Annotated in this window: 24 protein-coding genes; 13 read left to right on the top strand and 11 right to left on the bottom strand. The window is 68.1% G+C overall.

The window, feature by feature from the left end; translation table 11 throughout:
- The 3 genes from AB6806_RS08240 to AB6806_RS08230 are packed head-to-tail and all read right to left on the bottom strand — an operon-like array spanning position 1 to position 4,796.
- Positions 1-2,838: a DUF4159 domain-containing protein gene (locus AB6806_RS08240; protein ID WP_370954403.1), complete on the bottom strand. Its 2,838-nt coding sequence runs from the start codon at positions 2,836-2,838 to the stop codon at positions 1-3.
- A 13-nt stretch (positions 2,839-2,851) separates the two neighbouring features.
- On the bottom strand, positions 2,852-3,769 hold the full coding sequence (locus tag AB6806_RS08235) for a DUF58 domain-containing protein (protein ID WP_112762778.1): 918 nt from the start codon (positions 3,767-3,769) through the stop codon (positions 2,852-2,854).
- A 4-nt stretch (positions 3,770-3,773) separates the two neighbouring features.
- Complete coding sequence (locus AB6806_RS08230; protein WP_112762871.1) at positions 3,774-4,796, bottom strand: AAA family ATPase; 1,023 nt, start codon at positions 4,794-4,796, stop codon at positions 3,774-3,776.
- Between the two features lie 240 nt (positions 4,797-5,036).
- On the opposite strand from AB6806_RS08230, the gene AB6806_RS08225 reads away from it, so the two are divergent.
- The 4 genes from AB6806_RS08225 to AB6806_RS08210 are packed head-to-tail and all read left to right on the top strand — an operon-like array spanning position 5,037 to position 7,766.
- Positions 5,037-5,615 carry a DUF1285 domain-containing protein gene (locus AB6806_RS08225; RefSeq protein WP_248312505.1) on the top strand — a complete coding sequence of 193 codons (579 nt, stop codon included), beginning with the start codon at positions 5,037-5,039 and terminating at the stop codon, positions 5,613-5,615.
- A complete protein-coding gene (locus AB6806_RS08220; protein ID WP_142021656.1) occupies positions 5,612-6,265 on the top strand; it encodes a CoA pyrophosphatase in 654 nt (217 codons plus the stop codon). The genes AB6806_RS08225 and AB6806_RS08220 overlap by 4 nt, the downstream gene beginning before the upstream one ends.
- A gap of 11 nt (positions 6,266-6,276) precedes the next feature.
- Complete coding sequence (locus tag AB6806_RS08215; protein WP_038359260.1) at positions 6,277-6,534, top strand: DUF6111 family protein; 258 nt, start codon at positions 6,277-6,279, stop codon at positions 6,532-6,534.
- Entirely contained in the window at positions 6,531-7,766 is a 1,236-nt protein-coding gene (locus tag AB6806_RS08210; RefSeq protein WP_142021657.1) for a CCA tRNA nucleotidyltransferase, read from the top strand. The genes AB6806_RS08215 and AB6806_RS08210 overlap by 4 nt, the downstream gene beginning before the upstream one ends.
- Before the next feature lie 40 nt (positions 7,767-7,806).
- Here AB6806_RS08210 and hemF read toward each other — a convergent pair whose 3' ends face one another.
- Complete coding sequence (gene hemF, locus AB6806_RS08205) at positions 7,807-8,733, bottom strand: oxygen-dependent coproporphyrinogen oxidase (protein ID WP_370954650.1); 927 nt, start codon at positions 8,731-8,733, stop codon at positions 7,807-7,809.
- Positions 8,717-9,235: a tRNA (cytidine(34)-2'-O)-methyltransferase gene (locus tag AB6806_RS08200; protein WP_051987534.1), complete on the bottom strand. Its 519-nt coding sequence runs from the start codon at positions 9,233-9,235 to the stop codon at positions 8,717-8,719. Before AB6806_RS08200 ends, hemF begins: the two co-directional genes overlap by 17 nt.
- 119 nt (positions 9,236-9,354) lie before the next feature.
- Between AB6806_RS08200 and AB6806_RS08195 the strand changes: the two genes are divergently transcribed.
- The 8 genes from AB6806_RS08195 (at position 9,355) to AB6806_RS08160 (ending at position 17,671) form a co-directional block, all read left to right on the top strand.
- Positions 9,355-11,220: an ABC transporter ATP-binding protein gene (locus tag AB6806_RS08195; RefSeq protein WP_142021659.1), complete on the top strand. Its 1,866-nt coding sequence runs from the start codon at positions 9,355-9,357 to the stop codon at positions 11,218-11,220.
- A 174-nt stretch (positions 11,221-11,394) separates the two neighbouring features.
- The gene (gene petA, locus AB6806_RS08190; protein WP_038360185.1) at positions 11,395-11,958 is read left to right on the top strand and encodes a ubiquinol-cytochrome c reductase iron-sulfur subunit; all 564 of its coding nucleotides are present in this window, start codon (positions 11,395-11,397) and stop codon (positions 11,956-11,958) included.
- A 53-nt stretch (positions 11,959-12,011) separates the two neighbouring features.
- On the top strand, positions 12,012-13,295 hold the full coding sequence (locus AB6806_RS08185; RefSeq protein WP_142021660.1) for a cytochrome b: 1,284 nt from the start codon (positions 12,012-12,014) through the stop codon (positions 13,293-13,295).
- A gap of 7 nt (positions 13,296-13,302) precedes the next feature.
- Positions 13,303-14,187, top strand: coding sequence for a cytochrome c1 (locus AB6806_RS08180; RefSeq protein ID WP_133562819.1), 885 nt, complete (start codon positions 13,303-13,305; stop codon positions 14,185-14,187).
- A 246-nt stretch (positions 14,188-14,433) separates the two neighbouring features.
- Positions 14,434-15,312, top strand: a complete 879-nt coding sequence (locus AB6806_RS08175) for an S-methyl-5'-thioadenosine phosphorylase (RefSeq protein WP_113252634.1) — start codon at positions 14,434-14,436, stop codon at positions 15,310-15,312.
- A 62-nt stretch (positions 15,313-15,374) separates the two neighbouring features.
- Positions 15,375-15,911, top strand: coding sequence for an adenine phosphoribosyltransferase (locus AB6806_RS08170; RefSeq protein ID WP_038360183.1), 537 nt, complete (start codon positions 15,375-15,377; stop codon positions 15,909-15,911).
- Positions 15,912-15,920: 9 nt separating this feature from the next.
- A complete protein-coding gene (gene mtnA, locus AB6806_RS08165; protein WP_142021661.1) occupies positions 15,921-17,030 on the top strand; it encodes an S-methyl-5-thioribose-1-phosphate isomerase in 1,110 nt (369 codons plus the stop codon).
- Positions 17,027-17,671 (top strand): class II aldolase/adducin family protein, encoded by a 645-nt coding sequence (locus tag AB6806_RS08160; RefSeq protein WP_142021662.1) that lies wholly within the window; start codon positions 17,027-17,029, stop codon positions 17,669-17,671. The genes mtnA and AB6806_RS08160 overlap by 4 nt, the downstream gene beginning before the upstream one ends.
- Before the next feature lie 75 nt (positions 17,672-17,746).
- Here AB6806_RS08160 and AB6806_RS08155 read toward each other — a convergent pair whose 3' ends face one another.
- From AB6806_RS08155 to ychF, 5 genes are all read right to left on the bottom strand, one after another.
- Positions 17,747-19,066, bottom strand: a complete 1,320-nt coding sequence (locus AB6806_RS08155) for an MFS transporter (RefSeq protein WP_112762769.1) — start codon at positions 19,064-19,066, stop codon at positions 17,747-17,749.
- Positions 19,067-19,112: 46 nt separating this feature from the next.
- Entirely contained in the window at positions 19,113-19,808 is a 696-nt protein-coding gene (locus AB6806_RS08150) for an RraA family protein (RefSeq protein ID WP_038359239.1), read from the bottom strand.
- Positions 19,805-20,512: a FadR/GntR family transcriptional regulator gene (locus AB6806_RS08145; RefSeq protein WP_142021663.1), complete on the bottom strand. Its 708-nt coding sequence runs from the start codon at positions 20,510-20,512 to the stop codon at positions 19,805-19,807. Before AB6806_RS08145 ends, AB6806_RS08150 begins: the two co-directional genes overlap by 4 nt.
- 212 nt (positions 20,513-20,724) lie before the next feature.
- A complete protein-coding gene (locus AB6806_RS08140; protein ID WP_142021664.1) occupies positions 20,725-21,738 on the bottom strand; it encodes a MaoC family dehydratase in 1,014 nt (337 codons plus the stop codon).
- A gap of 22 nt (positions 21,739-21,760) precedes the next feature.
- Entirely contained in the window at positions 21,761-22,858 is a 1,098-nt protein-coding gene (gene ychF, locus AB6806_RS08135) for a redox-regulated ATPase YchF (protein WP_142021665.1), read from the bottom strand.
- A gap of 207 nt (positions 22,859-23,065) precedes the next feature.
- On the opposite strand from ychF, the gene AB6806_RS08130 reads away from it, so the two are divergent.
- Positions 23,066-23,665, top strand: coding sequence for a DUF5666 domain-containing protein (locus AB6806_RS08130; RefSeq protein ID WP_038359231.1), 600 nt, complete (start codon positions 23,066-23,068; stop codon positions 23,663-23,665).
- Between the two features lie 175 nt (positions 23,666-23,840).
- Here AB6806_RS08130 and pth read toward each other — a convergent pair whose 3' ends face one another.
- Positions 23,841-24,455 (bottom strand): aminoacyl-tRNA hydrolase, encoded by a 615-nt coding sequence (pth, locus tag AB6806_RS08125; RefSeq protein ID WP_038359229.1) that lies wholly within the window; start codon positions 24,453-24,455, stop codon positions 23,841-23,843.
- Positions 24,456-24,519 lie beyond the last annotated feature (64 nt).

The raw sequence follows: 24,519 nt of genomic DNA, 5'->3' as shown, positions 1-24,519 counted from the left end.
CTATTGCCCCAGCCTCTCGAGCAGAGCCGGGACATGGACCTGGTCGGCCTTGTAGTTGCCGGTCAGCGCATACATCACGAGATTGATGCCGGCGCGCAGGGCGAGCTCGCGCTGGCGCGGATCGGAGCCCGAGAGCGGGACCAGCCCCTCACCGCGCCGGTCGATCGCCCAGGCGGCGGCGAGATCGTTCGAGGTGATGACGATGGGCGAGACATTGTCGCCGGCGCGCGCCGGGCGGCGGCCTTCGTCATCGGCGGGCGGCAGGGTCTCGACCCAGGTGGTGCCGGTGTCGTAGCGGCCGACGAGACCGTTCAGGATGTAGAAGGTCTTGGTCAGGACGTGGTCGGCGGGCAGGGGCTCGAGCTCGGGAATGTCGAGCGTCTGCAGCATGCGCTTGAGCTGGTCGCCCTCGGGCGTGGTGCCGCCGCCGGGCCGGGCGCTCATGGCGTCGCGCGTGTCGAAGATCACGAGGCCGCCGCCCTTCATATAGGCTTCGAGCTTGCGCAGCGTCTCGGCCGAGGGGATCGGGCGGCCGGCGACGATCGGCCAGTAGAGCACCGGGAAGAAGGCGAGCTCGTCACGCTCGACATTGACACCCACGGGGTCGCCCGGTTCGAGCGCGGTGCGGGCGCCGAGCACGGTGTTCAGACCCGTCAGCCCGGCTTTCGAGATGTCGTCCACCGCCCTGTCGCCGGTGACGACATAGGCGAGCCGCGTCATCGCGCCATTGGCCAGGAGCTCGCGCGGGATTGGCGGAAGGGCGGCCGACTGCGTTGCGGAGGGAGGCTGCGCGGGGGCGGTCTGGGCCCGGGCCGGTTCGGGCGCGAGCCCGCCAAAGAGCGCCAGGGCGAGCAGGATTGCGGCCGGCGCGGCGGTGCGGCGGGCACGACCGAAGCCGAGACGTCCGCCGAGCCAGAGCGTCGCGAGCGTGTCGGCGACCAGCAGCAGCAAGGCGAGGACGAGCAGCGGCGGGCGGATGTCGCGCGCGATCGGCTCGTCGATCGGCAGGATGGGAGCGCCGAGGCTGGCAAGGTCGAGCGCGGCGATCCTGTCGTTCGGGGCAAGCGCATTCACGGCAAAGGAGCCTTCCGTGGGGCCGTAGAGGCCGGGCGGATGCAGCAGCGTCGCGCGCCCGGCGAAGTTGCGGGCGACCGGCTGGCTCGTCGCCGGCGGGCTGCGGAACTGGCCGAGGCCGTCGAGTACGCGGGTCGGCGACAGGGTCTCGGCCCGGACTTCCTCGCCCTGCGTGTCGGTGGTCGTTCCGGCGCCGGCGAGATTGACGACCTTGCGCAGCATCTCGACGAAGAGGCCGGAGAGCGGCAGGTTCGACCAGGTGGTGTCGGCGGTGACGTGGAACATCGCGATGAGCCCGTCGCCGCGGTGCTCGCCGGTAACGACCGGCGTGCCATCCTCTAGCGCCGCCCAGGTCTTGCGGGAGAGGTTCGGCTCGGGCTCGGCCAGGATCTGCCGATTGACGCGGAGCTCGTCGCCGATGGTCAGGCCGAAGAAGGGGCTCTCGCGGGTGAAGGCGGCGAGCTTGCGCGGCGTGTCCCAGGAGAGGCCGCCGCCGAGGGTGCGCCCGCCGCGGCGCAGCTTGACCGGGGTCAACTCGTCGGAGCTGGCCGCCAGGCGCGGGCCGGCGAAGCGCAGCAGCACCCCGCCGCGCTGCACGAAATCGCCGATCTTCGCGGTCGTCTCGCGGTCGAGCGCGCCGATATCGGCGAGCACCAGCACGGAGAGGTTCTGCGCCAGCAATTCGCCGATCGGGTCGTTCGAGCCCTGGCGCGGCTCGCGGATCTCGGCGAAGGGCTGGAGCGCGCGCGAGACGTAATAGGTCGGGGAGAGCAGCGGCTGGGCGGTGTCGGCCGTGGTGCCCGAGACGATGCCGACGCGGCGGCGTTTCGAGCTCTCGTCGAGCAGGGCGACGGCTCCGGCGCTGCGGATGCCGGCGATCTCCAGGCGCGAGACGGCGTTACGCACCTCGATCGGCAGGGTCAGGCGCGCGGTGGTTTCCAGCGCCGAGCCCTCGAAGACGAAGGGGGCGTCACCGAGCGACAAGCCTTTCAGGTCGAGCGCGCGGACCGTGCCGGTGGCGGGAGCGGCGGTGTTCGGGCGCAGCACCTTCACGGTGAGCGCGCCGGCCTGGTTCTCGGGAGCCGCCAGAGCGAGCTGGATCGCCGGGCCGGCATGGATGGCGAGGCGACGGTTGCCGGCAACCTGCTTCAGCCGGGACAGGAAGGGGCCGGGGTCGCCGATCGCGAGCCCGTCCGACACCCAGACGATCTCGGCCTCCGGCGCATTGCGCAGGACATTCTCGATGCGGGGCAGGTGGGCGGCGCGGTCCGGCGCATGCGGTTCGAGCGTCATGGCCCGCAGGCGCTCGAGAGCGGTGCGTGGATCGAGCAGCGAGATTTCCGCCGGGTTCTCGGCCAGGCCCACCACGGCGACGGTGCGGCCTTCGCGGGTCGCGGCGGCGATGCGGGATTCGGCGACGGCGATGCGCTCCGCCCAGTCGGGCGCGGCAGCGAAGCCGTTATCGACGAGGAGCAGCACCGGACCGCGCGCCGGCCCGGCATCGCGGGGCGGATTCCAGACCGGGCCGGCAACGGCGAGGATGGCGAGCGCGGCCACAGCCATCCGCAAGGCGAGCAGCCACCAGGGCGTATGCGCCGGCGTCTCCCGCTTCGAGACGAGGTCGGCCATGATCTTGAGCGGCGGGAAGTCGATGCGGCGCGGGCGCGGCGGCGTCACCCGCAGCAGCAGCCAGAGTGCCGGCAGCAAGGCGAGCGCCGCCAGCGCCAGCGGTGCGGAGAAGGTCAGGGGCAGGGCGCCGAACATTTCGCGTCCCTCCCTAGAAGCCGGAAGCGCCGCGCGCGGCGGCAATGAGGCTCGCGACGCGCAGCACGCCCTCGCTCGCCGGCCGGTCGGTGCGGTGGAGCGTCAAGGTCCAGCCGGCCTTGCGGCAGGCCTCCCTGATCGCCTCGCGATGGGCGGCGAGCCGCTGGCGATATTCCTCGCCCCAGGAACCGGCATCGCCGACGCGCAGGGTCAGGCCGTCCTCGAGGTCGAAAAGCTCGGCCTGGCCGGTGAAGGGGAAGGTTTCCTCGATCGGATCGGCGATCAGCAGGACATGGCCGCGCGCGCCGCTCGACGACAGGGTGCCGATGCGCTGCGCCAGCGAGGCGGAGGGCGAGAGCCCATCGGTGATGATGATCGCATCGGCGAGCCTCGGCAGCGGCATGGCTGGCGGCAGATCGTCCTCCGCGTTCTTGCGGTCGGCGACGATGGCCTGGGCGAGCAATTCGATGATGTTGCGCGAGGCGAGCGGCCGGGTCAGCCCGAGATGGCCGACGCGCTCGCCGCCTTCGACCAGCGTCTCGGCCAGGGCGAAGCCGGAGACGAGGGCGCGGTCGATCTTGGAGGTGAGGGCGAGCGAGGAGGCGAAGCCCATCGAAGCCGAGCGGTCGATCCAGAGCCAGACGGTGTGGGAGGCTTCCCATTCCCGCTCGCGCACGAAGAGGTGGCCGTCACGCGCCGAGCGGCGCCAGTCGATGCGCGAGGCGGATTCGCCGGCGACCAGCGGCCGGTATTGCCAGAAGGTTTCGCCCGGCCCGGCGCGGCGGCGACCGTGAATGCCATGGACGCTGGCCGAGACGCGGCGAGCTTCGAGGATGAGGCGGGGCAGGCGCGCGGCAAGGTCGAGCGAAGCGGTGAGGACGGGCCTCGCCGGCTGTCGCTCGGTCTGACTCAGGACACGCGTGCGCAGCATCAGCCTATCCCAGCCGTTCCACCAAGCGGCCGATCACGCCCTCGACGGTCTCGCCATCGGCGCGCGCGGCGAAGGTCAGCGCGACACGATGCTTGAGGACGGGGGCGGCCAGCGCGACGACGTCGTCGACCGAGGGGGCGAGCCGGCCCTCGACGAGCGCGCGGGCGCGGGCGGCCAGCGTCAGCGACTGGCTGGCGCGCGGGCCGGGGCCCCAGGCGAGCTTGTCGGTGATGGCCGCGTCGCCCTCGCCGGGACGCGCGGAACGGACGAGGTCGAGGATGGCATCGACCACGGCATCGCCGACCGGCAGACGGCGGACGAGCCGCTGGATCGACATCAGCGTCTCCGCGGTCATCGCCTGCGAGGGCTTGTATTCGGTGGCGCCGGTGGTCTCGAGCAGGATGCGCCGCTCGGCCTCGCGGTCGGGATAGCCGACATCGATCTCGAGCAGGAAGCGGTCGAGCTGGGCTTCCGGCAGCGGATAGGTGCCTTCCTGCTCGATCGGGTTCTGGGTGGCGAGGACATGGAAGGGGGCGGGCAGGTCGTAGCGCTCGCCGGCGACGGTGACGTGGTGCTCCTGCATCGCCTGCAGCAGGGCCGACTGGGTGCGAGGGCTCGCGCGGTTGATTTCGTCCGCCATCAGGAGCTGGGCGAAGACCGGGCCCTTGATGAAGCGGAAATGGCGCTTGCCGTCGCTCGACTCGTCGAGAACCTCCGAGCCGAGGATGTCGGACGGCATCAGATCGGGCGTGAACTGCACGCGCCGGGCCGAGAGGCCGAGCACCGTGCCCATCGCCTCGACGAGCTTGGTCTTGGCGAGGCCGGGCACGCCGACAAGCAGGCCGTGGCCGCCGGCCAGCAGCGTGATGAGCGAGAGATCGACCACCTTCTGCTGGCCGAAGATGACCTGGCCGATCTCCTTGCGGGCCGAGCCGATGGCACCGAGCGCGGCCTCGGCCGCCTCGACGATGCCCGTATCGAGGTCGATCGGCGAAGTGCTCTCGTTTGCCCGGGCTTGCGCCGCCATGTCGATCTCCTTCACCCTTGCATCCTTGCTGCTTTCGGGACGCACATCGCGGGACGCGAACCCGACGGCATGTTCCACCGTTGAATGTGGACGGGCCGTTTTGCAGTCTCAAGCGCCGATTGCGGCGGTACACATAAACTCGGCTTCACGATTATGTGGAGTTCAAGGCGGAAACACGATGCAACCAATATGCCGCGGACGAAAACGGCGGGGCTTTCGATGACGGCGCCGGGCAATGCGATGGAAAGGCTGATGGCGGCGCTCGGGGGCGGAACGCCCGGCAAACCGCGCGGCCTGCCGCCTGTCGAGCGCTGGAACCCGCCCTTTTGCGGCGATCTCGACATGCGCATCGCCGCCGACGGCACCTGGTTCTATCTGGGTACGCCGATCGGCCGGCCGGCGCTGGTGAAGCTGTTCTCCTCGGTTCTCAAGCGCGAGGGCGACGAGCACTTTCTCGTGACCCCGGTCGAAAAAATCCGCATCCGGGTCGACGATGCGCCTTTCCAGGCCGTGGAGATGCAGGTCGACGGTGAGGGCGACGGGCGCACCTTGGCCTTCAGGACGCAGGTCGACGACCTGCTCAGCGTCGGGCCGGAGCATGGCCTGCGCTTCGAGCGGGCTGCCAAGGACGGGCTGAAGCCTTATGTGCATGTCCGGCGCGGGCTCTGGGCCCGGCTGACGCGGGCCTTGACCTATGACCTTCTGGCACTCGGCGAGGTGCGGGAGGTCGCGGGCGAGGCAATGTTCGGCATCGCGGCCGCGGGGCATTTCTATCCGGCGCTGCCCGCAAGCGAGATCGAGGGCCTCGATATCTCATGACATCAGGGAAAGCCCTCAATCTCAGCGCCGATGCCTTCGCGGCGCTGGCGCGGGAGCGCCTGCGGCCCGAGCCGCCGCTGCTCGGCGATGTGATCGCCCGGCCGCGCGGCGACCATGAGAACCAGCCGCAGCCCGTGCCCATTCCCGACGAGGAGCGGGCGGTTCCCGCCGCCGTGCTGATCGGCGTGGTGGCGCGCGCGGCGGGGCCGACCGTGCTGCTCACCCAGAGGTCGGCGGCCTTGCGCAACCATTCGGCGCAGGTCGCTTTTCCGGGCGGACGGGTCGATGCCGTCGATGGCTCGCCCGTCGTGACGGCGCTGCGCGAGACGGAGGAGGAGATCGGGCTTGCCCGCGAGCATGTCCGCACGCTCGGCTTCCTCGACGCCTATCTGACCGGAACCGGCTACCGCATCGTGCCGGTGGTCGCGCTGGTTGAGCCACCGTTCTCGCTGACGATCAACCACAACGAGGTCGACGAGGCCTTCGAGACCCCGCTCTCCTTCCTGCTCGACCCCGCCAACCACAAGCGCGAGGGGCGCGAGTGGCAGGGCCATATGCGCTCCTACTATGCGATGTCTTTCGGGGATCGCTATATCTGGGGCGCGACCGCCGGCATCATTCGTAACCTTTACGAGCGGCTGGCGGGCTGAAGGACGAGAGAATGCTGCGCGCGATCATCGAAGAGGTTCTGCTCTTCGTCCTGCCCTTCTGCATCTTCGCGGGCTATCTCGTCGTCCGGCGGCGCAACCCCTTCGATGTCGAGCACTGGAGCCGACATGCCTTCTGGCTGGCGGTCGTCGGGCTCGCGCTGGTGATCGGCATCCTCGCCGTCGAAGGCTTCATGACGAAGCGCAGCCAGGGTGCCTACGAGCCGCCGCATATGGAGAATGGCGTGCTCGTGCCCGGCCGGTTCCGATGAACGCTCCGGCACAGGACAGGATCGCGGCCTTCCTGGCGCGACCGGTTCTGGCGCGCCTGCTCGCCGCGCTCAACGGCGAGGGGGAGGAGACCCGCATCGTCGGCGGCGCCATCCGCAATCTGCTGCTCGGCGAGCCGATCAACGATATCGATCTCGCCACGACCGCCCTGCCGAAGGAAACGATCCGGCGCGGCCGGGCGGCGGGCTTCAAGGCCGTGCCGACCGGCATCGCGCACGGCACGGTGACGCTCGTCGGTGGCGGCGCGAGCTTCGAGGTGACGACGCTGCGGCAGGATGTCGAGACCGACGGACGCCGGGCCAAGGTCGTCTTCGGCCGCGACTTCACCACCGATGCGACGCGACGCGACTTCACCATCAACGCGCTCGGGCTCGACCGGGACGGCCGGGTCCATGACTATTGCGGAGGCCTCGCCGACCTTGCCGCGCGCCGCGTGCGCTTCATCGGCGATGCCGCGACCCGCATTCGCGAAGACTACCTGCGCATCCTGCGCTTCTTCCGCTTTCATGCGCGCTATGGCGCAGGGGGCCCCGATTCCGAGGGGATCGCAGCCTGCATCGCCGGGCGCGAAGGCCTCGGGGGCCTGTCGCGGGAGCGGGTGCGGGCGGAGCTGATGAAGCTGCTGGTCGCGCCGGGCGCCTCGGCCACCTTGCAGGCGATGGCGGGGGCCGGGCTGCTGATGCCGGTGATCGGCGGGGTGCCGCATCTCTCCCGTTTCGCGGCTGTGGCCGGGGATGGCGGCGAAGGTGTCCATCCGGCGTTCCGGCTGGCGGCGCTGTCGGTCGCGGTGAGCGAGGACGCCGTAAGGCTGCGCGAGCGATTGAGGCTGTCCAACGAGGAGTTCGACCGGATCGAGCGAATCGCCGCCGCGCTGGAAAGCCTCGGCGGGCAGCCGGGCCTGCCTCCCGTCGTCTCGCTGCGCCATGCCGCTCAAAGCACGGGGAGCGATGCGGTCGCCGCCGCACTGGTCCTGCTGAGCGCTTCGGCCGGGAAAGAGGCCGGACGTGACGTGCAGCAGCTCATCGCTGAGCTCGCCAGGACGCCGCCCTTCCTGCCGACGGGCAAGGACGTCGTCGCGCTTGGCGTCCCGCCCGGGCCTCGTGTCGGACGGCTGCTGGAAGCAGCCCGGCGGGGCTGGATCGAGGCCGGCTGCCCGGCCGGCATGGATGAGCAGATGGGGTTTGTCGGAGAGATCGTAAGGTCGGCCCGGTAAGCGCCGGTTGCCCCGTGCCCGCTTGGCGAGGCTGCGCGCCTTACGGCCAGCGCACCGTCGGCGGCATCGAGGACAGGATGGAATCGACGTTGCCGCCGGTCTTCAGGCCGAAGATCGTGCCGCGGTCATAGAGCAGGTTGAACTCGACATAGCGGCCGCGCCGGACCTGCTGCTCATGGCGCTGGGCCTCGGTCCAGGGCTTGCCGATGTTGCGGCACAGGACGTTCGGATAGATGTCGAGAAACGCCTCGCCGACGGCGCGGGTGAAGGCGAAGTCGGCTTCGACATCCCCGGTCCAGACATAATCGTAGAAGATGCCGCCGATGCCGCGCGGTTCGTTGCGGTGCTTCAGGAAGAAGTACTCGTCGCACCACTCCTTGAAGTTCTGGTAATCCGCGACCTTCGGGAAGCGGTCGCAGGGCCGGCGCATCGCCGCGTGGAAGTCGTGGCTGTCGGGATCGTCCTGAGTGCGGCGCGCATCGAGCACCGGCGTCAGATCGGCGCCGCCGCCGAACCAGGGACGGGTCGTCACCACGAAACGCGTGTTCATGTGGACGGTCGGGGCGTTCGGGTTCCAGGGGTGGGCGATCAGCGAGATGCCCGCGGCGTGGAAGCGCGGATCGTCCGCAGCGCCGGGAATCTGCGCGGCGAAGTCGGGATGGAAGCTGCCATGCACCGTCGAGACATGGACGCCGACCTTCTCGAAGACGCGGCCCTTCATGATCGACATGACGCCGCCGCCGCCCGGCGCGCCGTCGTGATTGGTGCGCTGCCAGGGCTTGCGGGCGAAGCGGCCGGGCGTGGCATCGGCCTCGGGCGCGAAGGGGCCGGCGGCCTCGTCCTCGATCTGCTCGAAGGCGGCGCAGATCTGGTCGCGCAGATCCGCGAACCAGGCCGCCGCGCGTGGCTTCAGCGCGGCGAAGACGGCCGGGTCGGCGGGGGCGGAGGTTTCAGCGGGGCGGCGCATGCTCATGATCGGTCCGGTTGGCTTCTGCGCGGCCGGGAAAGCCGCCTGTCTGTCGCAATGCCTCGCCCATTACCATCGCGGCGGCCAGCGCGACATTGATCGAGCGCAAACCGGGGCGCATCGGGATATGCAGGCTCGCCTGCGCCGCCTCGCGCACCTCAGGCGTCACGCCGGCGGATTCGCGCCCGACCATGACGATGTCGTTCGGCCGGAAGGCGAAATCCGGCAGGGCGACATCGCCATCCGTCTCGGCCAGCACGAGCCGGCGTCCTTCCGCCCGGCGCCATTCCTCGAAGGCCCGGAAGGAATCATGGCGCGCCACGGTGGCGCGCTCGAGATAGTCCATGCCCGAGCGGCGGAAATGCCGGTCCGAGACATCGAATGCCGCCGGCTCGACGATATCGACGGCGAGGCCGAGACAGGCCGCCATGCGGATCATCGTGCCGGCGTTCTGCGGAATGTCCGGCTGGAAGAGCGCGAGGCGGAGAACAATGGCTGTCATCGGGCTGCTGTCATGGGCTGGCGGGCCGACATGCGTCAAGCAGGGTGGTCTTCGGTCTGAATCGAACCCATATCTCGCTCTGAATTTCGCCGCGATATCGACCCAGAGGAGGGCGGTTCATGTTCGCATCGCTTTTCCGCTGGCTCGAGAGCCGCATCGACGTCTTCGCTCCCTTCGACGAGCGGGAGACGCCGCCGCGCGGCGTCTGGCCGTTCATGTGGCATCACATCAAGGGCGTGAAGGGCTGGATGGCGGTGATCATGATCACCGGCCTCGGCTTCAGCGGCATCGAGGCGGCGATGTATCTGATGGTCGGCTGGTTCGTCGACCTGCTCTCGACCCAGTCGCCCGAGACGATCTTCCGCGACCATGGCTGGGTGCTCGCGGGGGCGGCCTTCCTGCTCGTCGTGGTGCGGCCGCTGATCTATTTCGCCAACCACGCCATCGTCGACCAGGTTGTGGTGCCGCAGATCACCAACCAGATCCGCTGGCGCAACCATGTCTACACGCTCGGCCACGCGCTCTCCTATTTCCAGAACGATTTCGCCGGGCGGCTCTCGGCCCGCGTCATCCAGGCGGGGCAGTCGATCCGCGGCGCGACCATCGAGGTCATCGACGACCTGTGGTACGCGCTGGTCTTCGCCACGGTCGCCATCGGCTTCTTCGGCAAGACCAGCCTGTGGCTGGCGCTGCCGGTCGTCGCCTGGCTCGGGGCCTATGTGGCGCTGCTGATCTATTTCGTGCCACGGGCCAAGAAGCGCTCGGAGGCGAATTCGCTCGGCCGCTCCAGCACGACGGGGCGCATCGTCGATTCCTATACCAACATCCTGACAGTGAAGCTGTTCGCACGGGCCGACGCCGAGCGTTCGGCCGTGCGCGAATCGCTGGGATGGTGGAATGAATCCTTCCTCAATCTCTCACGCCTGATCACGGGCGTCAGCGTCATCCTGCAGGCGATGAACAGCCTGCTCGTCGTGGCGACGGCGTGGCTGGCGCTCTGGTTGTGGAGCCATGGCGAGATGACGCCCGGCGCGGTCGCGGCGGCCATCGGCCTGGTGCTGCGCCTCGTGCAGATGTCGAGCTGGCTGATCCATCTCGTGCGCGGCATCTTCGAGAATATCGGCTCGGTGCAGGAGAGCATGGAGACGATCGCCAAGCCGCACGACCTGCCGGATGCACCCGGCGCCGTGCCGCTGGTGATCGACGAAGGGGCGATCCGCTTCGACAAGATCCGCTTCAACTACGGCAAGGGGGAGGGGCTGTTCGACGGGCTCGACCTGTCGATCAAGCCCGGCGAGCGCGTCGGGCTTGTTGGCCCCTCCGGCGCGGGCAAGTCGACCCTGGTGAACCTGCTGCTCAGGCTCTACCCGCTCGAGGGCGGGCGCATCCTGATCGACGGGCAGGACATCGCCCATGTCACGCAGGACTCGCTGCGCGCCCAGATCGGCATGGTGACGCAGGACAATTCGCTGCTGCACCGCTCGATCGGCGACAACATCGCCTATGGCCGCATCGGCGCGGGCGAGGCCGAGATCGCGACCGCGGCGACGCAGGCCGCGGCGCATGACTTCATCCTCGGCCTGCACGACCAGGACGGCCGCAAGGGCTTCGATTCGCGCGTCGGCGAGCGCGGGGTGAAGCTCTCCGGCGGCCAGCGCCAGCGCATCGCGATTGCCCGCGTGCTGTTGAAGGACGCACCGATCCTGATCCTCGACGAGGCGACCTCGGCACTCGATTCGGAGGTCGAGGCCGCGATCCAGCAGCAGCTCGCGGCGCTGATGCAGGGCAAGACGGTGATCGCGATCGCGCACCGGCTCTCGACCATCGCGGCGCTCGACCGGCTGATCGTGCTCGACAAGGGCCGGATCGTCGATGTCGGCAGCCATGAGGAGCTGATCGCGCGTGGTGGGCTCTATGCCCGGCTCTGGGCCCGCCAGTCCGGCGGATTCCTGGCCGCGGCCGATCCGGAGAAGCTCGCGGTCTGAGCCCTCGCCAGCCGCCTGTGCGCCATGCGCTGACGGGACGCTCGCGACAGTAGACTTCGTCAAATCTGCATGTCAAAGAGCCCAAGGTGACGCACCGCCGCATTGCGGAGGTTGCGACGCGCCCCTATGAGGGCGACAGGCGACAATTTCGAGCTGTTCCAGCTCGCAAGACGTATGAGGGATTGGATCGTGGCGCACGCGACCGATACATCGACCGGAACAACCCGCCGCGACTTCCTGCTGCTCGCGACCGGCGCCGCCGGCGCGGTCGCGGCCGGCTCCATCGTCGTTCCGCTGATCAGCCAGCTCGCGCCCGATGCCCAGACCATCGCGGCCGGCGCGCCGGTCGATGTCGATCTGGCGCCGATCGCGGCTGGCCAGGCGATCAAGATCTTCTGGCGCGGCAAGCCCATCTTCGTGCGCCACCGCACCAAGAAGGAGATCGACGAGGCGCTTGCCGTCGACGTCAGCACGCTGCGCGATCCGCAGACCGACCAGCAGCGCACCAAGGCCGGCCACGAGCAGTATCTCATCGTCTTCGGCAACTGCACCCATCTCGGCTGCATTCCGCTCGGCACCGCTCCGGGCGAGTCGAAGGGCGATTTCGACGGCTGGTTCTGCCCCTGCCATGGCTCGCACTACGATTCCTCCGGCCGCATTCGCAAGGGCCCGGCACCGCTCAACCTGCCGGTTCCGCCCTATGCCTTCACGGCGGACACCAAGATCAAGATCGGCTGAGCGATGCGCTCGACGCTTTCCCGACAGATTGAGACAGCCTTGAGGCATTCTTCATGAGTGGTCACAGTTCATACGTTCCGAAGACCGGCATCGAGCGCTGGCTCGACGCGCGCCTGCCGATCATCCGGCTGGCTCATGATTCGGCGGTGTCCTATCCGGTTCCGCGCAACCTGAACTACCTGTGGACCTTCGGCGGCATCCTGGTGTTCATGCTGGTGGCGCAGATCATCACCGGCGTCATCCTGGTGATGCACTACACGCCGCATGCGACGATGGCCTTCAACTCCGTCGAGCACATCATGCGCGACGTGAACTACGGATGGCTGCTGCGCTACCTGCACTCCAACGGCGCCTCGATGTTCTTCGTCGCGGTCTACGTGCATATCTTCCGCGGCATCTATTACGGCTCGTACAAGGCCCCGCGCGAGGTGCTCTGGATCCTCGGCGTCGTCATCTTCCTTTTGATGATGGCCACGGCCTTCATGGGCTACGTGTTGCCCTGGGGCCAGATGTCCTTCTGGGGCGCGACCGTCATCACCAACCTGTTCTCGGCCCTGCCGGTGGTCGGCGAGACGATCGTGACCTATCTCTGGGGCGGCTACTCGGTCGACAACCCGACGCTGAACCGCTTCTTCTCGCTGCACTACCTGCTGCCGTTCATGATCTTCGGCGTCGTCGGGCTGCACATCTGGGCGCTGCACGTCGTCGGACAGAACAACCCGACCGGCGTCGAGGTGAAGAACGTCGAGAAGGACACCGTTCCGTTCACGCCCTATGCGACCATCAAGGACGTGTTCGGCATGGTCGTGTTCATGATCGTGTTCGGCTGGTTCGTGTTCTATCAGCCGAATTTCATGGGCCACGCCGACAACTACATCCAGGCGAACCCGGCCGCGACGCCGGCGCATATCGTGCCCGAATGGTACTTCCTGCCGTTCTACGCGATCCTGCGCGCCATCCCCGACAAGCTCGGCGGCGTCCTCGCCATGGGCTCGGCCATCGTGGTGCTCGCCTTCCTGCCCTGGCTCGACACCTCCAAGGTCAAGTCGATGAACTACCGGCCGATCGCGCGCCAGCTGTTCTGGGCCTGGGTCATCGTCTGCATCGGGCTCGGCTATCTCGGCGCGATGCCGCCGGAGGGCGGCTACGTCATCGCCTCGCAGATCTTCACCGTGCTGTATTTCGGCTTCTTCGTCGCGCTGTTCGTCGTCGGCCTGTTCGAGCGTCCGAAGGCGCTGCCGACCTCGATCGCCGACTCCGTGCTGGCCTCCACCAAGAACGGCTCGGCCGTCCGCATGGCGGCCGCCACCGCTGCCGAACCGAACGTCAAGGGCTGACGGAACCATGAGCAGAACATCGTTTCGTCTGGCCCTGACGGGTCTCGCCGCCGGCCTTGCCTTCACGGCACTGTCGCTTCCGGCCGCCCACGCGGCGGAAGGTCGTGTCGAGCCGCCGCAGCTCAGCTGGAGCTTCTCGGGCCCGCTCGGCAAGTTCGACCGGGCGCAGCTCCAGCGCGGCTTCAAGGTCTACAAGGAAGTCTGCTCGAGCTGCCACGGCGCCAGCCTCGTCGCCTTCCGCAACCTGTCGGAGCCCGGCGGCCCCGAATTCACGCCCGGCCAGGTCGCGGCGCTCGCGGCGACCTACCAGATCAAGGACGGCCCGAACGAGACGGGCGAGATGTTCGACCGGCCGGGCCGCCCGGCGGATCGCTTCCCCTCGCCCTTCCCGAACGAGCAGGCGGCCCGTGCGGCCCAGGGCGGCGCCTATCCGCCGGACTTCTCGGTTCTGGCCAAGGCGCGCACCTATGAGCGCGGCTTCCCGCGCTTCATCTTCGACATCTTCACCCAGTATCAGGAGCAGGGCCCGGACTACATCCACGCCCTGATGGTCGGCTACAAGGAGCCGCCCGCCGGCTTCCAGGCTCTCCTGCCCGGGCAGAACTACAACGAATACATGCCCGGTCACCTGATCGCGATGCCGAAGCCGCTTTCGGACGGCCAGGTCGAATATCCGAAGGGCGCGGACGGCAAGCCGCAAGTGCCCGAGACGGTCGACCAGTACGCGCGCGACGTCGCCGCCTTCATGGTCTGGATGGCGGAGCCCCATATGGAGCAGCGCAAGCGCATCGCGCTGTGGTTCATGCCCTTCCTCGTGATCCTCGCCTTCCTGCTCTACTTCAGCAAGAAGAAGATCTGGTCGCGCATGCCGGATGGCTCGCCGGCCCATTGAGGCAACAGGACATCCTTCTGGAAAAGGCCCCGCCCGGCGGGGCCTTTTTCTTTTGGGACCTCCGTTTCCACCCATCTGGCTGGTCCTGTATTGCGAGCGTCATCGAAAGGTGATCCCTTCCGCGCCCGCACCGGAACGCCGCGCGTCCTATCGGGCGCGGCAACGGCGATCGACCTATTTGTTACCGCATCGGATTCCCCCGAAAAGTGGCTTCCACCTTTCGGCCTATGCTTGAGGGACGTATTCATGAGCGAAGCCGTACTCGGAATCATCGGCGGATCGGGCATCTACGATCTGCCGGGCCTGACCGACATCCGCGAGGAGCGGATCGAGAGCCCCTGGGGCGAACCTTCCGATGCGCTGCGGATCGGCCGGATCGGCTCGACGAAGATCGTCTTCCTGCCGCGGCACGGGCGGGGCCATGCGCTCTCTCCCTCCGACATCAACTACCGCGCCAATATCGACGTGCTGAAGCGGGCGGGCGTGACCGATCTCGTCTCGCTCTCGGCCTGCGGCTCCTACAAGGCCGAGCTCTATCCGGGGCTCTTCGTGCTGGTCGACCAGTTCGTCGACCGTACCAGCCGGCGCGAGAGTTCCTTCTTCGGCAAGGGCTGCGTCGCCCATGTCTCCGTCGCCCATCCGGTGGGGCCGGGTCTGCAGAACCGGCTCGCCGAAGCGGCTGAAGCGGAGGAACTGCCCTTCGTTCGGGGCGGCACGCTGGTGACGATGGAAGGGCCGCAATTCTCGACCTATGCCGAATCGATGACCTATCGTGGGCTCGGCTATGACCTGATCGGCATGACGGCGATGCCCGAGGCCAAGCTCGCGCGCGAGGCCGAGATCACCTACGCCACCGTCGCGATGGTGACGGATTACGATTGCTGGCACGAGCTGCATGGCGCGGTCGACGTCGCCTCCGTCGTCGCGGTGCTGCATGAGAACGCCGACAAGGCGCGTCGCCTCGTCGCTCGCCTGGCCGCGGATTTCCCGGCCGAGCGCGAGCCCTGTCCGGCCGGCTCGCACAACGCTCTCGACAACGCGATCATCACGGCGCCTGCCTTCCGCGATCCGGCCCTGTTGGCCAAGCTCGACGCCGTCGCCGGACGGGTGCTCAAGAGCGCGTGATGGCCGCACCCTTGACGAAGCGGGCCGGGCGTCCGACCAAGGCGCTCGACCACGCGCCCGGGATGCCGCCCATGAATCTCGCCGACACGATCCGTGCCATCCCGGATTATCCGCGGCCCGGCATCATCTTTCGCGACATCACCACGCTGCTCGGCGATGCGCGTGCCTTCCGGCGCGCGGTGGACGAGCTGGTGCAGCCCTTCGCGGGCTTAAAGATCGCCAAGATCGCCGGCATCGAGGCGCGGGGCTTCATCCTCGGCGGCGCGGTGGCGCATCAGCTTTCGGCCGGCTTCATCCCGGTGCGCAAGAAGGGCAAGCTGCCGGGCGAGACGCTGCGCGTGACCTATGCGCTCGAATACGGAACCGATGAGATCGAGGTGCATCGCGACGCGGTGCAGCCGGGCGAGCGCGTCTTGCTCGTCGACGATCTGATCGCGACCGGCGGCACGGCGGAAGGCGCGGTCAATCTCCTGACGAGACTCGGCGCCGAGGTGGTGGCGGCGTGCTTCATCGTCGACCTGCCGGAGCTCGGCGGGGCCGACAAGATCCGCCGGCTCGGCGTGCCGGTCCGGACGCTGGTCTCCTTCAGCGGGCATTGAGCGCAGACAATGAAGATCAATGGCCAGCCTTACCGGACGATCTGGCTCGCACAGGATGGCTGGCGCGTCGTCGTCATCGACCAGACGCGGCTGCCTTTCCGCTTCGAGACGGTGGCGCTCGGTTCGGCCGAGCAGGCCGCCGACGCGATCCGCAACATGGTGGTGCGCGGCGCGCCGCTGATCGGCGCAACGGCCGCCTATGGCGTGGCGCTGGCGATGCGGGCCGACGCGTCCGACACGGCTCTGGACGCGGCGTTGGCCCTCCTTGGCGCCACGCGCCCGACGGCGGTCAATCTGCGCTGGGCGCTCGCGCGCATGCGGTGCGTGCTGACGCCGCTCGCTCCGGCCGCCCGCGTCGAAGCAGCTTATGGCGAGGCGGCTGCGATCTGCGACGAGGATGTCGCGCTCTGCCGCGCCATTGGCGGACACGGCCTGCCGTTGGTCCGCGAGATCGGGGCGCGCAAGCCGGCGGGCCAGCCCGTCAATATCCTGACCCATTGCAATGCCGGCTGGATCGCCACGGTGGACTGGGGCACGGCGCTGGCGCCGATCTATCTGGCCCATGATGCCGGCATCCCGGTCCATGTCTGGGTCGACGAGACGCGCCCGCGCAACCAGGGCGCGGCGCTGACGGCCTATGAGCTCGGCGCCCATGGCGTGCCGCATACCGTGATCACCGACAATGCCGGCGGCCATCTGATGCAGCGGGGGCAGGTCGATCTCGTCATCGTCGGGACGGATCGCACCACGGCCGCCGGCGATGTCGCCAACAAGATCGGCACCTATCTCAAGGCGCTGGCGGCGCATGACAACGGCGTGCCGTTCTATGTCGCGCTGCCCTCGCCGACGATCGACTGGAGCATTCGCGACGGCCTGCGCGATATTCCGATCGAGGAGCGCGCCGGCCGCGAGGTTACGCATCTCGCCGGGCTGGCGGAGGATGGCGAGGTGAGGGCGGTCAGGGTCGTGGCGCCGGGCAGCGCGGTGGCGAACCCGGCCTTCGACGTCACGCCGGCGCGGCTGGTGACGGGGCTGATCACCGAGCGTGGCGTCTGTGCCGCGAGCAGCGAGGGGCTGGCGGGGCTGTTCCCGGATCTGGCGTGTGGAGCGGCGGCATGAACGAGCAGGCGTTGCGGGCAGAGATCGTCGGGGTCGCGCAGGCGATCGACCGGGCTGGATTCTGCCCCTCGAAATCCGGCAATGTCTCGGCGCGCTTCGAGGGCGGTTTGCTGGTCACGCCATCCGGGCTGCCCTATGCGCAGACCAAACCGGAGGATCTGATCCATCTTTCGCTCGACGGCGCGGTGCTTTCGGGCGCGCGCAAGCCATCCTCGGAATGGCCGTTCCATGTCGAGATCTACAAGGCGCGGCCGGATGCGCAGGCGATCGTGCACACCCATTCGCCGCGCGCGACGGCGCTCTCCTGCACGCGGCGCGGCATTCCGGCCTTCCACTACATGATCGCGCTCTGCGGCGGGGCGGATGTGCGTTGCGCCGATTATGCGACCTTCGGCACGCCCGAGCTTGCCACCAATGCGGTGCAGGCGCTGGAGGGTCGCAAGGCTGTGCTGCTCGCCAATCACGGCGTCATCGCGCTCGGCGGCTCGCTCGCCGGCGCGCATCAGATCGTCGCCGAGGTCGAGAACCTCGCCGGGCAGTATCTCGACATCCTCGCCGCGGGGCTCGAGCCGGTCATCCTCGACACCGAGGAGATGGCGCGGGTCTCGGCGAAATTCGCGGGCTACGGCAAGGTCGGCTGAAGGCGCGGCGGCTTTCGCAAAGCCGGAGCATCCGCACGGGCTCGTGCAAGCCGAGCCCGTGCGGGGCGTTGGGGCTCAATCGTGGATCGAGCGATGCTTGATCACCAGGACCGCGATGATCGTCAGGGCGCAGCAGGCCATCAGATAGGCGGCCACCAGGGTCGGCTTGCCGCCCGCAGCTGCGACCAGCGATGCCGCGATCAGCGGCGTGGGGCCCGCGACGAGCACGCCGTTGAGCTCACGCGACATGGCGAGACCGGAAAAGCGATAGCGCGTCGGGAACAGGTTCGCCAGGAACGCGCCCTGCGCGCCCGCCATCGCCCCGAAGCCGATGCCGTAGCCCAGGCCGATGCCCACCGTGGACCAGACCACGCTATGCGTGTCGAACATCCAGAACAGCGGATAGGCCAGGAGGAGCACGAACAGAGCCCCGCCGGCATAAACCTTGGCGCTGCCGATGCGATCGGCCAGCGCCCCCATGATCGGCACGCCAGCGATGCCGAATAGCGAGCCGATGGTGACGGCGACCAGGCCCTCAGTGCGGGACATGCCGACCGTGTTGATCATGTAGCTGAGCGAGAAGGCGCTCAGGATATAGGCGTTGGCGTTGTGGCCGGTGACGCTCAGGAAGCCGAACAGGACCTCGCGCGGGCTGTTGCGGAAGAGCTCGCCGAGCGGCACGCGCTGCTCGTGGCGCTTCGCCTCGGCGCGGGCCATCGCCGCGACATATTCCGGCGTCTCGTCGAGATGCTTGCGGATATAGAACGCGACCAGGAACAGCGCGCCCGAGATCAGGAAGGGAACGCGCCAGGCCCAGCCGAGCAGCACATCCTCGGGCAGATAGGAGATCAGCAGGAAGGAGAGCGTCGCCAGCATGATGCCGACGAGCGTCGCGGCATTGGGCAGCCCGGTGTAGAAGGCGCGCTTGCTGGGCGGCGCGTATTCCGCGACGAGGACGATGGCGCCGGCGAGCTCCGCGCCCGCGCCGAAGCCCTGGATCAGGCGCATGAGCACGAGCAGGATCGGTGCTGCAAGGCCGATGCTTTCATAGGTCGGCAGCAGGCCCATCAGCACGGTCGCCAGACCCATCAGGGTGATGGTCAGGATCAGGGCCGGCTTGCGGCCGAACGTGTCGCCAATATGCGAGATGACGATGCCGCCGACGGGGCGCGCGAAATAGCCGACCGCGAAGGTCGCGAAGGCGGCCAGCACACCGGTCGTCGGCGAGAGGTTGGGAAAGAACAGCTTGTTGATGATCACGCCCGAGGCAGCGCCGTAGAGCGCGTAATCGTACCATTCGATCACCGTGCCGACCGTCGCGGCGGTCACGGCCTTGCCGAGATTCGCCCGGCCGGCCTCGGTCGCCGCCGGCGTGGAAGCGTCTGTCGTCGTCATATCTGTGGGCGTTCCTCTTTTGATTCTGTCCGTTCGCGGCGCCCGCTCACATGATTCCGGTCTTGGCGAAGATCGCGGTCGTCGTCTCGCCCGCCAGGATCATGTCCCGGACATCGTTCTCGCCGCGCACCTTGTCGAAAGCAGCCGCCAGAACGTCCTTTTCGTGCCTGGCCGGGACGATGACGACGCCATCGATATCGGCCACGACGAGGTCTCCGTTCTCGACGCGACAGCCATTGCCGAAGCGCAGAGGGCAGCGATAGTCGATGACGCGGCCGCGCACACGCTGGTCCTGCGCATAGCTGCCCGCCGAAAAGATCGGGAAGCCCAGACCCAGGATCTCGCGGGTATCGCGGTGGTAACCGTCCAGCACGGCGCCGACCGCGCCGAGCTTGGCGGCACGCGTGCTCATCAGGCCGCCCCAGAGCGCATAGGTCGGCGAGGAGCCAGTGCAGATATAGATCTCGCCGGGCTTGAGGTCGTCGAGAGCCTCGAACATCAGGCCGAAGGGCTCGGCGCCACCGCGCACGGCGGTGTCGCCGGCGCAATCGGCCTCCTGAACCGTCATGGCCCTGCCGGCGATGACGGTTCCGGGCACCAGAGCCCTGATTTCGGGCGGAAGGAACTGGCTCGTCAGCCCCATCGCGTCCATCACGTCGCCGAGAACGGCGGTGTACAGCTTGGCCTTGATCTCGGCGAACAGGGCTTCCTCCGGCGAGGCGATAGCGGGATTGGCAGTCATGATGGTCCTCGGTTCTGGGTGAGCGCGCGCTCGAAGCGGCCTATGGCGGAGGCGAAATGCGCGGCCATGCCGGCGCGGGCGCGTCCGGGATCGCCGGCGATGACGCCGGCAGCCGTTTCAAGATGGACTTCGACGATCACGCCCCATTCCTCGGCATTGCGGGCGAGGCTGAGGCCGCTGCGGGTCGACCGGCTGGCGACCTCGCTGATCCCGGCGAGCAATGAAGCGAGCAGATGGTTGTCGCTCGCCTCGGCCAGGGTCTTGTGGAACTGGATATCGAGGCGCCAGAAGGTCTCGACGTCGCCGCGCGCTGCTCCGAGCGCCGCTGCCAGCCTTTCCAACTCGGCAGCCTGCTCGGGGCTACGGTTCAGCGCGGCAAGCTCGGCCGCGACCTCCTCGAGCCCGCGCCGCACATTCATGACGTCCAGCATCCTGACCTGGCCGATCGCGAGGCCATGATTCATCAAATTGGCGAACGGCGCCTGCGCCAGGGCCGACACGGTCGGGCTGCGCCCGCTCGACACGGTGATGAGGCCGCGTCCGGCCAGCGCATTCGTCGCCTCGCGAACGGCTGGCCGGCTCACTTCGAACTGGCGTGCAAGCTCCGACTCGCTCGGCAGGGCGTCGCCGGGGCCGAGCCCTTCCTCAAGGATCAGCCGGACGATGTAGTCGGCGACCTGATCTGAAATGCGTAGCTGTTTCACGCGATCGCGCCCGGAGTTTCAGGGCGTGAGTTCTCGTTTGAGCTTGCTTGTCTGTCAAGCTGTATGACAGGTTTGGCGCGACTTTAATGTGAATGGCGCTCGGCGGCGCTGAGAAGGTCGAGGCTGAGAAGTCGGCTGCTGCAAAATTGCCGATTGGGGCGATGCGGGGGAATCTGCCCGCGCGCTTCGGACCCGCGACCGAGACGATGCGCTTACGCCGGCTTCCGCTCGACGAACACGCAGCCGTCGAAGCTGAAGACCTCTTCGCCGCGCTGGTTGACGCCGGTGTTGCGGTGGAAGAACAGGCCCCATTGCGGGCGCGAGGCGCTTTCGCGCTTGTCGGCGACTTCGGAAAAATAGGTGATGCGGTCGCCGGCGAGGACCGGCTTCGACCAGCGCAGGTTCCTGAAGCCGGGCGAGGGACCGAGACGCGCCGGGCGGCCGGTCGTCATGGCGAGCTGGCGCTTGCGATGCGAGACCATGGTCGCCATCCAGACCGCAGCCGTATGCCAGCCCGAGGCCGCGAGCTGGCCGAAGAGGCTGGTGCGCGCCGCCCCCTCGTCCATATGGAAGGGCTGTGGATCGAAGCTGCGGGCGAAGGCGACGATCTCGTCGGGCGTGAAGACGAAGCTGCCGAGCTCGTAGCGCCGGCCGATCTCCAGCTCCTCGAAGAAGCGCGTCGGTTCGGGGGCTTCGGCCGGTGCGATCAGCGGGCTTTCCGAGGCAGGGCGTTCGTAATGCGGCGCATGGGCAAGCCAGTCGCCGCTGGGCTGGGCTGCGACATCGGAACCCCTGCGGCCGAACATGATCCAGTTGGTCTGTTCGAGGACGGGCTCGTCGCGCTGGTTGAGCAGTTCGAAGCGGAAGCGCACCAAACCCATCTCGGGACGGGAGCGCGAGGCCTTGGTTTCGAGCACGGTGCGCCGGGCGCTCAAGACATCGCCGGGGAAGACGGGCCTGAGCCATTTCACCTCGTCGATGCCCGGTGCGCCCATCGCGGTCGAGCCGAGCAGGAAGTCCTCCGCGATCAGCCGCATCAGCAGCGCGCAGCTATGCCAGCCCGAGCCGATCAGCCGGCCGACGAAGCTCGCCTTGGCCGCTTCCGGGTCGGTGTGGAAATCCTGCGCGTCGTAGCGCGAGGCGAAGGCGATGATGTCGTCCTGCGAGACGGCGATGCCGCGCGTATGGACGCTTTCGCCGACGACGAAATCCTCGAACTGCAGCATCGGCCGGCCCCCTGCTCGCGCCTCAGTTCGCGAAGCGGAAATGCAGCACGTCGCCGTCGGCGACGACGTATTCCTTGCCTTCGAGCCGGAACTTGCCGGCCTCGCGCGCGCCTGCCTCGCCCTTGTTGGCGATGTAGTCGTCATAGGCGATGGTCTCGGCGCGGATATAGCCCTTCTCGAAATCGGTATGGATCACGCCGGCGGCCTGCGGCCCTTTGGTGCCTTGCTCGATCGTCCAGGCGCGGGCTTCCTTCGGGCCCACGGTGAAATAGGTCACGAGGTTGAGCAGCTTGTAGCCGGCGCGGATCACACGGTTGAGGCCGGGCTCGTCGAGGCCGACCGCTTCGAGATAATCGGTCTGTTCCTCCGGCGGCAGCACCGCGATCTCGCTCTCGATCTTGGCGGAGACGACGACGGCGACGGCGCCTTCTTCGGCCGCGCGCGCCTTCACCAGTTCGGAGAAATGATTGCCCTTGTCGGCGCTCGCCTCCTCGACATTGCAGACATAGAGCACGGGCTTGGAAGAGAGCAGGCCGAGAAGCTCGAAGGTGCGACGCTCGTCGGCTGCGACCTGGACGAGGCGGGCCGGCTTGCCGTCCCGCAGCAGCGCGAGGCAGCGATTCATCAGATCGGCCAGTTCCTTGGCCTCCTTGTCGCCGGACTTCGCCTTTTTCTCGAGCGGCTGGACGCGCTTCTCCAGGCTTTCGAGATCGGCCAGCATCAGCTCGGTCTCGATCGTCTCGATGTCGTCGACCGGCGAGATCTTGCCCTCGACATGGGTGATGTCGCCGTCCTCGAAGCAGCGCACGACATGGGCGATGGCGTCGCATTCGCGGATGTTCGCAAGGAACTGGTTGCCGAGACCCTCGCCGCGCGAGGCGCCGCGCACGAGGCCGGCGATGTCGACGAAGGTGAGCCGCGTCGGGATGATCTCCTTGGAGCCGGCGATGCCCGCGAGCTTCTCGAGCCGCTCGTCCGGCACCGCGACGTCGCCGACATTCGGCTCGATGGTGCAGAACGGGTAGTTCGCGGCCTGCGCTGCCGCCGTCTGCGTCAGCGCGTTGAAGAGGGTCGACTTGCCGACATTCGGCAGGCCGACGATTCCGCATTTGAAGCCCATGATCGCCTATCCGATGCGCTGCTGCGGCCGAAAAGGCGGGCGCGCGCGATGTTGCAGAAATGATGGCGCCTTATTGGGGGGAGAGCGCCGTAAACACAAGGGGCAGGGCCGAATGGCGGGGCAGCGGCCTCACGGGAACGTGCATGGCGGCCGGCCGACGGCGCGTGCTGGATCGCTCAGCCGAGACATCTCGATAGGATCGCTCCCATGCTTCGCCTGCCATCCGTTGCCACCATCGCGTTGCTGGCCACCTCCGCAGTACTTGCCCAGACGCCCGGTACGCGGCTGCGCGGCGAGGTCGAGGCCATGAGCGGTTCGGTGCTGACGCTCAAGACCTCCGATGGCCGGGAGGCGAAGGTTGCGCTGGCCCCGGGCTTCTCCGCCGGCGGCGTGGTGCCCGCCAAGGCCTCCGACATCGCCAAGGGCGCCTTCATCGGCGTCGGTGCCAAGCCGCAGCCGGATGGGACATTGCTGGCGGTGCAGGTGATGATCTTCCCCGAGGCGATGCGCGGGACCGGTGAGGGGCATCGGCCATGGGGCGTGCTGCCGGACGCGACCATGACCAATGCGACCGTGGCCGATACGGTCTCGCGGGTCGATGGGGCCAATCTCGTGCTGAGCTATCCCGGTGGCGAGCAGAAGGTGACGATCACGCCGGACGCTGCCATCCTGATGGCCGCGCCGGCCGATGCGGCGGAGCTCAAGCCCGGCGCGCAGGTCGCGATGACGGCAAGCCGCCAGGCCGATGGCAGCTACAGCACGAGCCGGATCACCATCGCCAAGTCGGGCGCCAAGCTGCCTTACTGAAAGAGATTATCTTTTCGGCAGGAGCCCCGTCATTCCGGACAAGCGGCGAACCCGCGCTGATCCGGAACCCATCGGAGGGTTCGGCGCTCTACGATGGATTCCGGGTCTGCGCTTCGTTTGCCCGGAATGACGAAGTCATTTCCGGACTAACGACGGCGTTCTTCGGATCCGGACGTCAGCCCTCGCTCTTCTCGCCCAGCCGTTTCACGGCGGCGTGGCCGCGCGCATCCATGAAGAGATGCACCTTGTTCTGGAAGCCGGCATCGTCATGGGCGGCGAGGAGAGGGGCGAAGTCGGCGCAGGCGGTGCAGAGATCCTCGACCCAGGGCTGCTCGGCCTTGCCGAAATCGTTCAGCACATAGCCGTGGACCAGCTCCTTCAGGCCGGGATGGCCGATGCCCATCCGCACGCGGCGATAATCGTTGCCGATGGCCGCGGTGGTCGAGCGCAGGCCGTTATGGCCGGCATTGCCGCCTCCCAGTTTGATCCGCAGCTTCGCGGGGGCGAGGTCGAGCTCATCATGGAAGACGACGACATCGGCGGGCGCGATCTTGAAGAAGCGGGCGGCCTCGCCGATCGCGCGGCCGGATTCGTTCATATAGGTCTGCGGCTTGAGCAGGATCACCTTCTCGGTGCCGATCGTCGCCTCGCAGGCCTCGGCCTGGAAGCGCGAGCGCCAGGGGGAGGCGCGATGCAGGCGGGCGATCTCGTCCACGGCCATGAAGCCGATATTGTGCCGGTTGCGGGCATAGCGCGCGCCGGGATTGCCGAGGCCGGCGAAGATCAGCATGGCGGGACTCCGGCAGGCCTATCGATTCAGCATGGGGCTCGGCCGAAAAGCGCAAAGCACTTTC

The organism is Allobosea sp. RCC_152_1 (assembly GCF_041360765.1).
Lineage (GTDB): Bacteria > Pseudomonadota > Alphaproteobacteria > Rhizobiales > Beijerinckiaceae > Allobosea > Allobosea spartocytisi.
This window is presented reverse-complemented; position numbering and strand designations above follow the sequence as displayed.